At 33.5% G+C, this 14,733-nt stretch carries 14 protein-coding genes; 10 read left to right on the top strand and 4 right to left on the bottom strand.

Annotated features, from left to right (window positions below):
* The first annotated feature begins 584 nt into the window (after window positions 1-584).
* From ABF281_RS00150 to ABF281_RS00165, 4 genes are all read left to right on the top strand, one after another.
* On the top strand, window positions 585-1,682 hold the full coding sequence (locus ABF281_RS00150; protein WP_347179675.1) for a Re/Si-specific NAD(P)(+) transhydrogenase subunit alpha: 1,098 nt from the start codon (window positions 585-587) through the stop codon (window positions 1,680-1,682).
* 15 nt (window positions 1,683-1,697) lie between these two features.
* Window positions 1,698-2,006 (top strand): NAD(P) transhydrogenase subunit alpha, encoded by a 309-nt coding sequence (locus tag ABF281_RS00155; RefSeq protein WP_347179676.1) that lies wholly within the window; start codon window positions 1,698-1,700, stop codon window positions 2,004-2,006.
* Entirely contained in the window at window positions 2,006-3,394 is a 1,389-nt protein-coding gene (locus tag ABF281_RS00160) for an NAD(P)(+) transhydrogenase (Re/Si-specific) subunit beta (RefSeq protein WP_347179677.1), read from the top strand. Before ABF281_RS00155 ends, ABF281_RS00160 begins: the two co-directional genes overlap by 1 nt.
* 607 nt (window positions 3,395-4,001) lie before the next feature.
* The gene (locus tag ABF281_RS00165; protein WP_347179678.1) at window positions 4,002-4,511 is read left to right on the top strand and encodes a hypothetical protein; all 510 of its coding nucleotides are present in this window, start codon (window positions 4,002-4,004) and stop codon (window positions 4,509-4,511) included.
* A 20-nt stretch (window positions 4,512-4,531) separates the two neighbouring features.
* Here ABF281_RS00165 and ABF281_RS00170 read toward each other — a convergent pair whose 3' ends face one another.
* A complete protein-coding gene (locus ABF281_RS00170; RefSeq protein ID WP_347179679.1) occupies window positions 4,532-5,893 on the bottom strand; it encodes a DEAD/DEAH box helicase in 1,362 nt (453 codons plus the stop codon).
* A gap of 127 nt (window positions 5,894-6,020) precedes the next feature.
* Complete coding sequence (locus ABF281_RS00175) at window positions 6,021-7,787, bottom strand: ABC transporter ATP-binding protein (RefSeq protein WP_347179680.1); 1,767 nt, start codon at window positions 7,785-7,787, stop codon at window positions 6,021-6,023.
* A gap of 170 nt (window positions 7,788-7,957) precedes the next feature.
* On the opposite strand from ABF281_RS00175, the gene uvrB reads away from it, so the two are divergent.
* The 5 genes from uvrB to ABF281_RS00200 all read left to right on the top strand — a co-directional run bounded on the left by uvrB (window position 7,958) and on the right by ABF281_RS00200 (window position 11,656).
* Complete coding sequence (gene uvrB / locus ABF281_RS00180; RefSeq protein ID WP_347179681.1) at window positions 7,958-9,943, top strand: excinuclease ABC subunit UvrB; 1,986 nt, start codon at window positions 7,958-7,960, stop codon at window positions 9,941-9,943.
* 69 nt (window positions 9,944-10,012) lie between these two features.
* Window positions 10,013-10,570, top strand: a complete 558-nt coding sequence (locus tag ABF281_RS00185) for a DUF4494 domain-containing protein (RefSeq protein ID WP_347179682.1) — start codon at window positions 10,013-10,015, stop codon at window positions 10,568-10,570.
* On the top strand, window positions 10,570-10,959 hold the full coding sequence (locus ABF281_RS00190; RefSeq protein ID WP_347179683.1) for a DUF423 domain-containing protein: 390 nt from the start codon (window positions 10,570-10,572) through the stop codon (window positions 10,957-10,959). Before ABF281_RS00185 ends, ABF281_RS00190 begins: the two co-directional genes overlap by 1 nt.
* Window positions 10,949-11,329, top strand: coding sequence for a hypothetical protein (locus ABF281_RS00195; RefSeq protein ID WP_347179684.1), 381 nt, complete (start codon window positions 10,949-10,951; stop codon window positions 11,327-11,329). The genes ABF281_RS00190 and ABF281_RS00195 overlap by 11 nt, the downstream gene beginning before the upstream one ends.
* Window positions 11,330-11,377: 48 nt before the next feature.
* Window positions 11,378-11,656, top strand: coding sequence for a DUF3817 domain-containing protein (locus ABF281_RS00200; protein ID WP_347179685.1), 279 nt, complete (start codon window positions 11,378-11,380; stop codon window positions 11,654-11,656).
* 67 nt (window positions 11,657-11,723) lie between these two features.
* Here ABF281_RS00200 and ABF281_RS00205 read toward each other — a convergent pair whose 3' ends face one another.
* Window positions 11,724-13,343: an ATP-binding cassette domain-containing protein gene (locus tag ABF281_RS00205; protein WP_347179686.1), complete on the bottom strand. Its 1,620-nt coding sequence runs from the start codon at window positions 13,341-13,343 to the stop codon at window positions 11,724-11,726.
* Between the two features lie 164 nt (window positions 13,344-13,507).
* Here ABF281_RS00205 and ABF281_RS00210 point away from each other — a divergent pair, with 164 nt between their 5' ends.
* Window positions 13,508-13,750 (top strand): VF530 family protein, encoded by a 243-nt coding sequence (locus ABF281_RS00210; RefSeq protein ID WP_347179687.1) that lies wholly within the window; start codon window positions 13,508-13,510, stop codon window positions 13,748-13,750.
* On the opposite strand, the gene ABF281_RS00215 is transcribed toward ABF281_RS00210, so the two are convergent.
* Window positions 13,745-14,695 carry a hypothetical protein gene (locus ABF281_RS00215; RefSeq protein WP_347179688.1) on the bottom strand — a complete coding sequence of 317 codons (951 nt, stop codon included), beginning with the start codon at window positions 14,693-14,695 and terminating at the stop codon, window positions 13,745-13,747. The two genes, ABF281_RS00210 and ABF281_RS00215, sit on opposite strands and share 6 nt — an antisense overlap.
* Between the last annotated feature and the right edge of the window lie 38 nt (window positions 14,696-14,733).

Below are 14,733 nucleotides of genomic sequence, written 5' to 3' on the forward strand. Positions count from 1 at the left end.
TCTAAAAACAATTGACTGAACCAGTATTTATTAAAAAAACAAAATTTTTAATAAATAAATACATTGAAGTAGGTAACATTCCTTATCCCAACCACTGGTTAAATAACGATTAAGACTTTTACAAAAAGTATAATTCCATTAGACAAGTCCAAGAATGACTTTCCCAAAGATTTAGAGCTAAGATTGATAAAGGCATTTGATCATCTAATTAAACTTCACGGGGTAATATTATGAATGACACTTTTTTATAATTTAAAAGCTACTAAAAATGTAGTCACCCTTTAGTATGGTAATGTTTATGACAATTACCTTTAGTCATATTTAAAGACTAGACACCTAGGAAACTAATGTGCCAAGTACTGAGGTCCTCAGTGCCAATGAAATTAAAATCTGAAATATTTAATTATACGAATACTGTCTCTATGTAAAAAATCATAAAAAAATAAGTAAATTATCGATAGATTTAAGCAACTTTTTGAAAGCTAAAAATTAACATTACTTAAAATCCACAACGGATTGATAAATAATTATTAAATTGGGGGTAAATTATTTAACCAAATTAAAACTTAAACTAAGTTAATAAAATGAAAGTAGGAATAGTAAAAGAATTACAAAAAGGAGAGAATCGAGTCTCACTATCTCCTTTTATAGCTAAGAAATTGCTTGATAAAGGGTTTGAGATTTTAGTAGAAAGTGGTGCTGGATCTAATTCATTGTATAAAGATTCAGATTATGAAGCAGTTGGAGCAACAATAACTTCTAGAAAAAAAGTATTTGATGCCCAGCTCCTTATAAAAATAAACCCTTTCGATAATGAAGACTTAAAATTGATTCAGAAACATCATATTTTAATGAGTCAAATGTTTCATAAATCTAATCCAGAATTAATGAAAGCAATTTCAGAAAAAGGTGCAACAGCTTTTTCTATGGATGCAATGCCTAGAATTTCTAGAGCTCAAGATATGGATGTATTAAGTTCTCAAAATAATTTAGCTGGTTACAAAGCCGTTATTTTAGGAGCACATAAAATGACCAAAATATTTCCTTTAATGATGACTGCTGCGGGAACCATTACACCTTCAAAAGTTTTAATTTATGGTGTTGGTGTTGCTGGTTTACAAGCAATTGCAACGGCTAAACGATTGGGAGCTGTTGTTGAAGCTACAGATATTAGATCAGAAACAAAGGAACAAGCAGAATCTTTAGGAGCCAAATTTATTTCGGTAGAAAATAACAAGGAAGAATCTGAAGGAGGTTATGCAAAAGAAGCTTCTGAAGACTATGTGAGAAGGCAAAAAGAAGCTGTAAATACATCATTATTTCAAGCAGATTTAGTCATTACTACAGCCAATATACCTGGAAGAAAAGCGCCTACATTAATTACAGAAGAGCAAGTAAAGCAAATGAAAAATGGAGCTGTAATTATTGATATAGCTGCAGATCAAGGAGGTAATTGCGAATTTAGTAAATTGGATGAAACTGTAATTGTAAATGGAGTAAAAGTAGTAGGAACTTCTGTTTCTCTATTAAGTGTAGCTACAAATGCAAGTGAGTTATATGCTAAAAATATGTATAACTTTATAATTCATCTTACTGAAGATTTAAATTTCAAATGGGATTTAGAGGAAGAAATAACAAATGAAACCCTCATAATTCAAAATGGAATCCAACGTCAAAAATAAAAACAATAAAGACACATGAAAGAACTAATAGAATTTATAAATAACAATTTGCAAATTACATACATTATAATTTTAGCAATCGTTGTTGGAGTTGAGGTAATAAAAAGTATTCCTGCTGTATTACATACACCTTTAATGTCTGGAGCAAATGCTTTAAGTGGTGTAGTAATTGTTGGTGCAATTTTAGTAATGCTACATTCAGACCCTAAAGATTATTTAGCATTAGGGCTTGGTTTTACTGCTGTAGTATTAGGAATATTAAATGTTGTTGGTGGTTTTGCGGTTACCAACAGAATGTTAGAAATGTTTAAAAAGAAGAAATAATGAGTGTTCTATTAAGTATTATTTATCTTATAGCCACAGTAACATTTATTGTTGGTTTAAAAAAGTTAGGTCATCCAGATACTGCGAAATCTGGAAATTTAATTGCGGCTGGAGGTATGATTGCAGCAATTCTTGGAACTATTTTTATTCACGATTTACAAGTACCAACTATAATTTATGTACTAATAGGAATTGCAATTTTATTAGGATCGATTATGGGTTGGTTAATAGCCATAAAAGTTGAAATGACAAAGATGCCAGAATTGGTATCATTATTTAATGGATTTGGTGGAGCAAGTGCTGCTTTAATTGGAATTGTTGAATTTGGGAATTCTGATATAAAAACAACTAGTACCACTATTATTGCTACAATTTTATCAGCAATTGTAATTGGAGCCATTACTTTTTCTGGAAGTTTAATTGCTTGGGGAAAATTAAACGGTTCTGTTAAGAGTGTTATAAAGATTCCACAATACAACATTGTAAATAATTTAGTAATTATTGGTATTATTACGGTAGCAACATATGTAGTAGTTGGCAATATTGATACCCCTATTTTATTATATGCACTATTAGCTGGAGGATTAGTTTATGGTATTTTATTTGTATTGCCTATTGGTGGTGCAGATATGCCTGTAGTTATATCTTTATTGAATTCTTTAACAGGTATCGCAGCAGCAATCACAGGAGTTTTGTATGATAATATGGTGATGCTTGTTGGTGGTATTTTAGTTGGATCTGCAGGAATTATTTTAACTGTAGCCATGTGTAAAGCAATGAATAGAACATTGTTTTCTGTAATTTTTGGTTCATTTACCGCAAATGTTGGACCTGCGGGTACAAATAAAGCTTTAGGATCTATAAAAAGTACAACTGCGAGTGATTCTGCAATTATGATGAATTATGCTACAAATGTAGTAATAGTTCCTGGTTATGGATTAGCAGTAGCTCAAGCACAACATGTAATTCATGAATTAGAAGAATTATTAACAAATAAAGGCGTAATTGTAAAATACGCTATCCATCCAGTAGCGGGACGAATGCCAGGACATATGAATGTATTGTTAGCAGAATCTAATGTAGAATATAGCAGATTGGTTGAAATGGAAGATATAAATCCTCAATTTAACAATACGGATGTTGTATTAGTTGTTGGTGCAAATGATGTTGTAAACCCTGCAGCTCATAATGACCCATCAAGTCCTATTTATGGAATGCCAATACTTGATGTAGAAAATGCAAAACATGTAATCGTAAATAAAAGAAGTATGAAAGCTGGTTATGCAGGTATTGAAAATGAACTATTTTATAATTCTAAAACTTCTATGTTATTTGGTGATGCTAAAAAAGTTTTAACTGATTTAGTAGCCGAATTAAAGAATATGTAAAATATTGTTTTCATAATTTATTTTTGGCTACAATTTCGATGTAATATCTGAAATAGGAATTTGGATACAACCAAATAAGAAAAAATAGAATGTAAGAAAATTAAGAATTTAATGCTTAAGTAATTTTTGTTGGATATAATTCTTAAAATGAGTGAAAACGACATAGTTTCTTATATAAAAATGACTATCACGAGTTAAGAATTTACGAAACACCTATAAAAGAAACATGTGAATACCCGACTGACAAACATTCCTATGGTTTGTAAATGTCCAACTTATAATAAATTTAGGGAAACCATATGGAAATTTTGGAAGAAAAGAATTAAAGGAAGAAAGTAGCCAGTGCCTAACAATAGCTATAAGTAATTGCTTGTTTTCTCATACTTCTGAAAATCCTCACCGATTTTTAGTTTTGTGTGTACTTGAAAAGTTAAGGACTAACACACGCAACTCAACTACTCATAGCCAAGACCGTATTCATGAGTAAAACATTATAGATAAATATTCAAATGAAAATTAATCTTCGTTCCTATCTTTTTCCTAATTTTGATTGCTGGATAAAATCAACAACCACAAGCAATTCACTTGTGATACAACTCAATAATAAATGGACATCTTAAAAACAGCAACAGATTGGGCAAAAGCTGAACTATTTTCTACTCCATTCTTCATTCTATTCGGAATCATTTTCATGGCAGGAAGCATTGGCTTTTGGCAACTAGGAAAATCCGATATCGCAAAAGCTTATATAATCCCTATGTTGGTGGCTGGTGCTCTGCTCTTAACCATAGGAGTTGGATTGTTTTTTACCAACAAATCCAGGATTACTCAGTTTGAAATGGCATATCAAAAAGATGCTTCTGAATTCATTGCCTCTGAAGTTACTCGTGTGGAGGCAACGCTAAAAGAATATAGCACAATTGTTTTCAAAACGATACCAATACTCATTATTGTAGCCGCTTTGTCTGTCGTGTTTCTAAATGGAGCTACTTGGCGTGCGATCAGCATAACTACAATTGCAATGCTAATCGTTATATTGTTGATTGATGGTACTGCTTATGCAAGGATTGATGCATATCATGAAAAATTAAAATCAGCTCAAGTTGAGAAAGAATAATCGTCTTCAAAACTAATTCTCTATCGTTGCCTTTTATTTTTCTTTTTTTTACTTTGAATAGGATTATCTTTGACCAACACATCTGATGTCTTATGTTCTAAAACATAATTGGCCAAAATTTTATCAACCAATTCTTCTTTAGTCAAATGATGAAATATGTCTTTAACACTCGCTCTCACCGCTTCAGATATATTCTTATTGGGTTTGGTTTTAAAGATTTTATTTGCCCACACAACAGTGTTGTTTTCCTCTATATGTTGAGTTGAAGGTTTTGCGTATTCATGCAAATCAATTTCATATTCTTGCCCTAAAAATTTCATTTTTTCTATTTCATCCTCTTGCAATATGGCTAGGGACATTCCCTTAGCACCTGCTCTTGCAGTTCTACCACTTCGGTGGATATAAGTCTCCATCGCATCGGGCAGGTGATAGTGTACTACATAGGATGTGTTTTTAACATCAATTCCCCTAGCAGCAACATCAGTAGCAACTAAAGTATTGATGTATCCTTCTCTGAATTGTTCCATAATTCGATCTCGAATTCCTTGTGTCAAACTTCCATGAATTGCTCCTGAGGATATTTTGTTGATGGCTAAATTCTTTGCTAATTTATTGACTGCCGCTTTTGTTTTACAAAAAATAATTCCTTGCTTTCCCTCTTGCCCAGATAAAAAATGAAGGAGCACGTTGAATTTCTCAATAGGGGAAACGACAACATAATGATGTGCTACTCCTTGATGAACCGTATAATGTAATTCAGTACCAACTTGGGTTACATGTTTTGACAAATAGTTTTGCACCAACTGCTTAACTGAGCCAGGTAAAGTTGCAGAAAATAATAAGGTTCGTTTTTGTTTTGGCATGACCTCCACAATTTTGTCTAAACCTTCTTTTAATGACAAAACCATTTCATCAGCTTCATCCAAGACAAAATTACGTACTCCCTTTAGGTTTATTTTGCCTCTTTGAATCAAGTCTATCAAACGACCTGGTGTTGCAACGACTACATGTGTATTTTGTTCCAAACGCTCAATTTGAGGTTTGACCGCAGTTCCCCCACATATTTCAGCGATCGATAAAGATGTAATATCTGAACCAAATGAAACCAAATTGGTGTATATCTGTTTTCCTAATTCTCTTGTAGGTGCCAAAACTACTAACTGAATATACTCGCTTTCAACCTCAACCTGTTGTAACAACGGCAAACCAAAAGCAGCTGTTTTTCCTGTACCGGTATGGGCCAATCCAACAAAATCATCCTGTTGATTAAGAATGACGGGGATACTTTGAATTTGAATCTCTGTGGGGGTTACCATTCCAATTCCAGCTAAGGTATTGATCATCGTAGAGGAAACTCCTAAATCTGAAAACAGTTTTGACATAAAGAAATAATTTTTGGCAAAGATAACAAAGTGTTTGCCTTTAAACACAGTTCTTGATAAATCATCATTAAAGAATTGGAAGGCTGCTTTCTATCTAGAAAACACAAACGATCCTAAAATTTATTTATTAAATTTTACCTTGATAGGTATACAAATCATGATAACGACCTTGAATCTTTATCAATTCATCATGAGTTCCTCGTTCAACAATCTGACCCTGTTCTACAACTAAGATTTGATCTGCTTTGCGAATGGTACTCAGTCGATGAGCAATCACAATCGTAGTTCTGTTTTTCGTCAATTGAGCCAAGCTTTTTTGAATCAAAACTTCGCTTTCCGTATCTAAATTAGAAGTGGCTTCGTCTAAAATAATAATCTTAGGATCTGCCAAAATAGCTCTGGCAATAGCAATACGTTGTCTTTGACCCCCTGATAATTTTACACCACGCTCCCCTATCAACGTATTCAATCCATCTTCAAACCTATCGGTAAATTCATTGACATATGCTGCCTCTACAGCATATTGTAGTTGAGTTTCAGTGGCATTAGGTCTTGGAAATAAAATGTTTTCTTTAATTGTTCCTTCAAACAAAAATTCGTCTTGCAACACCACTCCCAAATGTTTTCTAAAACTATTGAGTTTAACTTTAGTAATATCTTGACCATCAACAGTAATCACTCCAGATTTAGGATTTAAGAAAGTAGCAGACAATCCTGCAATGGTTGATTTACCTGAACCCGAACTCCCCACCAAAGCAATAACTGAACCCGAAGGGGCTTTGAAATTTATATTGGTCAACACGTCTTTGTTTTCCTCATAAGCAAAAGAAACTTGATCAAACTCTAAATCTCCTCTAAACGCTTTCAAGGTAATGTTTCTTTGCTCATCTTCATCCTCAGCCTGTTGGTTCATCAACTCTTCTGTCCTGTCTAAGCCAGCAAGTGCCTCGGTCAACTGACTTCCAATATTACTCATCTGTACAATGGGAGCAATCATAAAACCTAACAATAAAGTAAATGAAATAAAATCTCCAATGGTCAATGTGCCCTCAATAATTTTATACCCTCCAATTCCCATGATTCCGGTAGAAGCAATCCCCAGCAAAAAAGTTGAAGAACTGGTCATCAATGCTGTAGCAGTCAAACTCTTTTTAACATTTTGAAACAACAAATCTACTCCTTTTTCAAACACTCTATTTTCTTGATCTTCCGCATTGAACGCTTTGATCACACGAACACCAGCCAATGTTTCGGTCAAACGGCCATTAACTTCAGCACTTATTTTTCGTCGTTGTTTAAAAATGGGTCTAATGTAGGCAAAGGCTTTTAGCGCTATGAAACCAAAAACACCGACTGGTATCAGTACAAAAAGCGTCATCGACCAACTGATATTTAGCAATAGGAATAATGAAATAATCGCTGTTATCGTCCCTCCAATCAACTGTACCAAGCCCGTACCAATTAAATTACGAACTCCTTCAACGTCACTCATAATTCTAGAAACCAAAGCACCTGATTTGGTATTATCAAAAAAAGCAATTGGCAAAGACAATACTTTCTTCTGTACTTTTGCTCTCAATTCTGAAATCAAATACTGTGCTTGAACACTTAAAATTTTAGTCAATAAAAAAGAGGTTACAGATTGTACCAAAATGGCTCCAGCGACCAAACCTAACAAATGATACAATTCATTAAAGTCTTTGTTCGGTATCACTTCGTCAAGCAACACTTTGGTTTTCCAAGGTAAAACCAAACTGGCCAAACGGCTTAAAACAATTAAAATTAATCCTATTAAGACCAATTTTCTTCTTGGCCAAATAATAGTCTTAAAGGCTGCTGCCATAGTCATTTTACTTTTTTTTTCTTGCACAGTCTTTCGAGTAGAGGATTTCATGATCTTGGAATTTATCACAAAGGTAACCTATTCCTATTTTTAATCGAGTATTGTGATGCTTAAAAGGAAATCAAAAAAAGTATCTTTTTATTATGTGTTTTTTCAAAGTATTGCTCTTTTTTATTGTTTAGAAACATCGTACTAATCAAATCAATGTCTAACTTTGCAATATGGATTTTAAAGTTGTTTCAAAATACAAACCCACCGGAGACCAACCAAATGCCATTAAAGAATTGGTTACAGGTGTGCACAATGGAGATCAATATCAAACTCTGTTGGGAGTTACCGGTTCTGGTAAAACTTTTACTGTGGCAAATGTAATTCAAGAGGTTAAAAAACCAACTTTGGTCCTGGCCCACAACAAAACACTAGCAGCACAATTATATTCAGAGTTTAAGAATTTTTTTCCCAATAATGCTGTCGAGTATTTTGTTTCTTATTACGATTATTATCAACCTGAAGCATTTATTCCATCAACAGGGGTATATATAGAAAAAGATTTATCTATCAATGAAGAGATTGAACGCTTACGTTTGAGTACTTCCTCCTCCCTACTTTGTGGACGACAAGATGTTTTGGTGGTTGCTTCTGTTTCATGTTTGTATGGTATGGGTAACCCTGTTGAATTTAAAAGTAATGTTGTCACCATCCATAAAGATCAAAATATAAGTAGAACTAAATTTCTACATCAACTGGTGCAAAGTTTATACGCCCGTACTGAAGAGGAGATGAAAAGTGGAAACTTTAAAGTAAAAGGCGATACGGTAACCATTTTCCCTTCTTATGGTGAATACGCTTATCGAGTACATTTTTTTGGAGATGAGATTGAAGATATAGAAGCTTATGACCTAGAAAACAAACAAGTAATTGAACGTTTTGAAACATTAGACATATATCCTGCCAATCTATTTGTAACCTCACCAGAAACCCTGCAAGGCGCCATCCATCAAATACAAGATGATTTGATGAAACAATATGAATACTTTAATGAAATTGGAAAACCTCTGGAGGCCAAAAGACTGAAAGAACGTACTGAATTTGATTTGGAAATGATTCGTGAATTGGGATACTGTAGTGGAATTGAAAATTATTCTAGATATCTTGATGGGAGAAAACCTGGGGAAAGACCATATTGCTTATTAGATTATTTTCCAGAAGACTTTTTAATGGTCATTGATGAGAGTCATGTAACCATTCCACAAACACACGCCATGTATGGTGGGGATCGTTCGAGAAAAGAAAATTTAGTTGAATTTGGATTTAGACTACCTGCAGCTATGGATAATCGCCCGTTGAAATTTGAAGAATTTGAAGCCATTCAAAACCAGGTCATCTATGTAACTGCAACCCCTGCTGATTATGAACTAGAAAAATCTGATGGTGTTGTCGTAGAGCAAGTGATAAGACCTACAGGATTATTAGACCCTATTATAGAAGTACGTCCTAGTAAAAACCAAATTGATGATTTGATCGAAGAAATTCAAAAACGTATTGAGCTGGATGAACGTGTTTTGGTAACCACTTTGACCAAGCGCATGGCAGAAGAATTATCAAAATACTTAACAAGAATACAGATTCGTTGCCGTTACATTCATTCTGATGTTGATACTTTAGAGCGTGTAGAAATCATGCAGGATTTACGTAAAGGTTTGTTTGATGTTTTAATTGGGGTAAACTTACTTCGTGAAGGATTAGACTTGCCAGAAGTTTCACTGGTAGCAATTATAGATGCCGACAAAGAGGGCTTTCTACGATCACACAGATCAATTACCCAAACTGTAGGTAGAGCCGCAAGAAATGTAAATGGAAAGGCAATCATGTATGGAGACAAAATTACCAAAAGCATGCAACTAACCATAGACGAAACAGCTAGGAGGCGTGAAAAGCAAATCGCATACAATGAAGCAAATGGGATTACACCTACTCAAATCAAAAAAGATTTAGGGAATAATTTAACAGACCATCAAGGGACAAATTATGAAGAAATTCAGCAGAATTTAGCTGCAGAAGATGATGTTGATTATTTATCCAAGACAGCGATAGAAGAACGCATAAGAGAAAAACAACGCGCAATGGAAAAAGCGGCTAAAACTCTAGATTTTATTGTTGCAGCGAAATTCAGGGATGAAATCAAAACACTGAAAAGCAAATTATAAATTATTTGAATTTGTATCACCAACAATGAAATTTGTTTTTACATTTGTGACTCAAAAAAAAATATTATTATGTGGTACGAAGTAAAAGTAAAATACAGCAAAATAGATGACAACGAAAGAATTAAAACTTTCAATCAACCCTATTTATTTGATGCCTTAACTTTTACAGAAGCAGAGGCTCGTGCAACAGAGGAAATGGGTAAGTACTTGTCTGAAGGATTCAAAATAACCAATATAAAAGTAGCCAATTATTCTGAATTATTCCCTAATGATAATGGAGACAGATGGTTTAAATGTAAGGTTTCTCTAGTTACTTTGGATGAAGAAAAAGGATTAGAAAGAAGAACAAACACATATGTATTGGTACAAGCAAACGATGTAAAGGATGCATACGAGTACCTCTCAGAACAATTTACAGATACTGTGTCTGACTATTCTATTCCAAGTATAACTGAATCCCCAATTATTGATATTTTCCCGTTTTTTGAAGAGGAAGAAGAAACCACACAAATGACGACTCCTCAAACCTACACAGAAGAGGTTTTATCAGATAATGAGCCAATAGAGGATAGAGCTTTAGAGGAGGAATTGAGCAACGAAGAGAAATCTCAACCTTTGGAGGATTAATGCAAGAATTCGCATTCATATTCGGAGGAGCCTTTGGTTTTATAGCAGTTGTGCTTGGAGCATTTGCTAGCCATCTCTTAAAAAAAAGATGGCCTAAAGATCTTATAGATAGTTTTGAAATTGGAGTGAAATACCAGATGTACCATGCGTTGTATCTTGTCCTACTTGGCCAAATCTTACCAATGGATTCAACCACAGCAAAACTATCGGTTGTCTTCTCTATTATAGGTACCCTCCTTTTTTCAGGAAGTATTTATGGGATTTGTATGTTAAAAAATCAAAAAAAACCGATAAAATTATTGGGTCCCATAACACCATTAGGTGGATTATGCTTACTTTTATCATGGCTGTTTTTTATCACAACAGTCTTATATTCATATGAATACTAAAAAAAAGAAGAGGTCCAAAAATATTTTTAGAGAATTTGTAGACATCAATAGCGCTAAGATTACCTTCGCATTAGATACATTTTTTAAGGGATTGAAAAGTGAAGCAAAAGATACAAAAACCACAACACTAATCATCCAACAATATGTATTCCACAAAGGAAAGATCAGTAAAGAAGATGAAAAGTTTTTAAAACGGTACGTCTATGATTTGCTTAAGATTGCGGGAATCGGTATTCCCTTCATCCTTCTACCAGGAGCGTCTATAATCATCCCTTTTTTACTAAAAAGTGCTAAAAAAAGAAACATAAGCTTAATGCCTTCCAACTTCAAAAGCGAAAATATAGAAATAAAAAAATCAAGGAATTCTTAAACACAGATACTTTAACTGGCAAAAGAATATAACCCTAATTAAAACCATATGATCACCTTAAAAAACTTTAAAACTATTGCGCTATTAGAAGGAATTTCATACCTGCTGTTACTGGGTATTGGTTCTCCTTTAAAACATTTTACAGGAAATGACATTGTGGTTAGACTATTAGGAATGCCACATGGATTGTTGTTTGTTACCTATATTCTCATGGCTTTCTTATTGAAAGAAAAACAAAATTGGAACCTCAGCGCTTTTGGAATTATATTGGTTTGCTCGATAATTCCTTTTGGTACTTTTTACGTTGATAAAAAGTATTTAACATAAAATATAAAGGAATTAAAAAGGCGAATCATTTGTAATGATTCGCCTTTTTAAAAACTTATTCTATATCCTATTGATACATTTTTGTCCTCAATTCTTTGATTTTTGAATCCTCTAAATATTCATCAAAAGTGGCATATTTATCAATAACTCCTTTAGGGGTTATCTCTATGATTCTATTAGCTACCGTTTGTGCAAATTCGTGATCGTGTGTGGAGAACAAGACCGTTCCTTTAAAATTTTTCAAAGAATTGTTTAAGGCTTGAATAGATTCTAAATCTAAATGATTTGTAGGTTCATCTAACACCAAAACGTTTGCTCTTGTCATCATCATTCTGGACAACATACATCGTACTTTCTCTCCTCCAGAGAGCACATTACATTTTTTTAGCGCTTCTTCTCCACTAAAAATCATTTTCCCTAAAAAGCCTCTTAAATGAACTTCCTCTCTTTCTTCTTCTGTTTTTGCATACTGGCGTAACCAGTCAACCAAATCTAATTTTTCATCAACAAAAAACTCAGAATTATCAGAAGGCAAGTAGGATTGATTTGTCGTTATTCCCCACTTGTATTCTCCTGTATCCGAAGCTTCATTCCCCATGATAATTTGATAAAAAGAACTAACAGCTTTAGAATTTTTGGATACCACTAATACTTTATCTCCTTTTGCTAAATTGATTTCTATATCCTTAAACAAAATTTCGCCATCAATGGTTTTTGATAAGTTATCGGTTTGTAAAATTTGATCTCCTGCTTCTCTCTCTCTTTCAAAAATAATAGCGGGATATCTTCTACTAGAAGGCTGAATTTCATCAACGTTTAATTTTTCAATCATTTTTTTACGAGAGGTTGCTTGCTTGGACTTTGCCATGTTAGCAGAAAAACGACGGATAAACTCTTCTAATTCTTTCTTTTTATCTTCAGCCTTTTTATTGGCTTGTTGGCGTTGTTTAGCTGCCAATTGGGAGGATTCATACCAAAAAGTATAGTTTCCAGAGAAATGATTAATTTTTCCAAAATCAATATCAGAAATATGAGTACACACAGCATCTAAGAAGTGACGGTCGTGAGAAACAACAATAACAGTATTTTCATAATTAGCCAAAAAGTTTTCTAACCAAGCTATCGTTTCAAAATCTAAATCGTTGGTAGGTTCATCCATAATCAACACATCCGGATTTCCAAACAAAGCTTGAGCCAACAACACACGAACTTTTGTTTTACCATCTAAATCGGCTAAAAGAGTGTAATGCAAATCCTCTTTGATTCCTAAATTAGACAACATGGTAGCTGCAGCAGCATCTGCATTCCATCCATCCATCTCTTCAAACTTTACTTGTAATTCTCCTATTTTTTCTGCATTTTCATCAGTATAATCGGCATACAAGGCATCTATCTCAGTTTTTATCTTATACAGTTCTTTGTTACCCATCAAAACTGCTTCTAGCACCGTATGCTCATCAAAAGCGTAATGATCTTGTGTCAACACAGACATACGTTTACCAGGATCTAGACTTACGTGGCCAGAAGTTGCCTCAAGAGTACCTGATATAATCTTTAAAAAAGTGGATTTCCCAGCACCATTGGCTCCAATAATTCCATAGCAATTTCCTTGTGTAAATTTTGTATTCACTTCATCAAACAATACTCTCTTTCCAAATTGCACGGATAAGTTTGAAACTGTTAACATAATTGTTTTTTTTAATTTGATGCAAAAATACAAAAACAGGTCTATTTTATTGTCATGTATCTCAAGTTTAGTTTTACACTTTTGATCCTAAACCCAATAATTTTACGCTTCTTGATAAGGAATTGATTAATTTTGCAACTCTAATCGTTTAATTAGTCTTTTACATGTCAGAAAAATCACAACCAAATAACCCTTTACACGGTATAAAACTTGCCGATATTCTTACAGAACTCATTGAAAATTTGGGTTGGGAAGAGATGGAAAAAGAAACAGGAATCAAATGTTTTGGAAACAACCCCACTTATAAAAGTAGCCTAAAGTTCTTAAGGACAATGCCCTGGGCAAGAACAAAAACAGAAAATTTATATCTTGATTGGTTGACGTACAAAAAAATTCACAACTTATAACTCTAACAAATAACCAATAGAAAGATTAAAGAAATTATTGGTCTTTTGTTGGTTTTCATCCCCAATTTCATAAGGAAAATTAGAGTTGAACCCTACTTCCACATCCCATCGTTCAGTGCTAAATAACAACGGTATATTAAGTTGAACATTCATCAAATCAAACACTTCTGATTCTTCAAAAATAGTCAACTCGTACAATAAACCTTCTTCCTGTATATCCTCAAACTCACCACTATCAAAGTAGGCTGTTTGTTCTGCCCAAGAAATCACAAGCCTAGGCCTTAACTGAAGACGATATTTTTTTTCATTCAAGATATTTAGCGCAAAATAAGTGGACCATGAAATTTGAAATAAACTTTCGTTGGTTCCAAACGATTCGTTGATTGAAAACCTTGTGCCGAGCGTCCTTCTTTTATTGGTTAGTGATGCTCCAAGAGAGATCGTATTGGTCAGAGGATTTGAACCCGATTTTGAATATAAAAAATGTGAATAATTACCACTCAACCTGAATGTTTTTTTGGAACCAAAACTTTTTCCATAACCAACATTCAATGAAGTAAAATTCCATTTGGGATCAAAATAACCTCCATCATAATATGCTCCTGAAATCCCACCGAAAAACCCTTTCCCACTGATAAAAGTAATCTGAGGTCTTATATTATAGCCACTCCATCCAATATCTCTTCCAGCAAAATAGGTGTCACTGGTATAATTAGATGAAATATAGAGAAATTTAAAATCTGAAAAAGAAGTCATTAGATCTTCTAATTCTTTTTGTTCCTTAAATAGCGCTTGTAACAAATCCTCAATTTCCTTTTCCTCCTCATCACCGAACAAAGTATCTATGATTGTATCTACATCACTCTCTGAATCGCTTTCATTTGTTTGAGCATATGTAAACATAGAACTCAAAAAAACCAACAACCCAATAAAAAAATTCTTCATACAAAACTAAATTGTGATTTAAAGATAAAATTTAAATT

The organism is Wenyingzhuangia sp. (assembly GCF_039768515.1).
Taxonomy (GTDB): domain Bacteria; phylum Bacteroidota; class Bacteroidia; order Flavobacteriales; family Flavobacteriaceae; genus Wenyingzhuangia.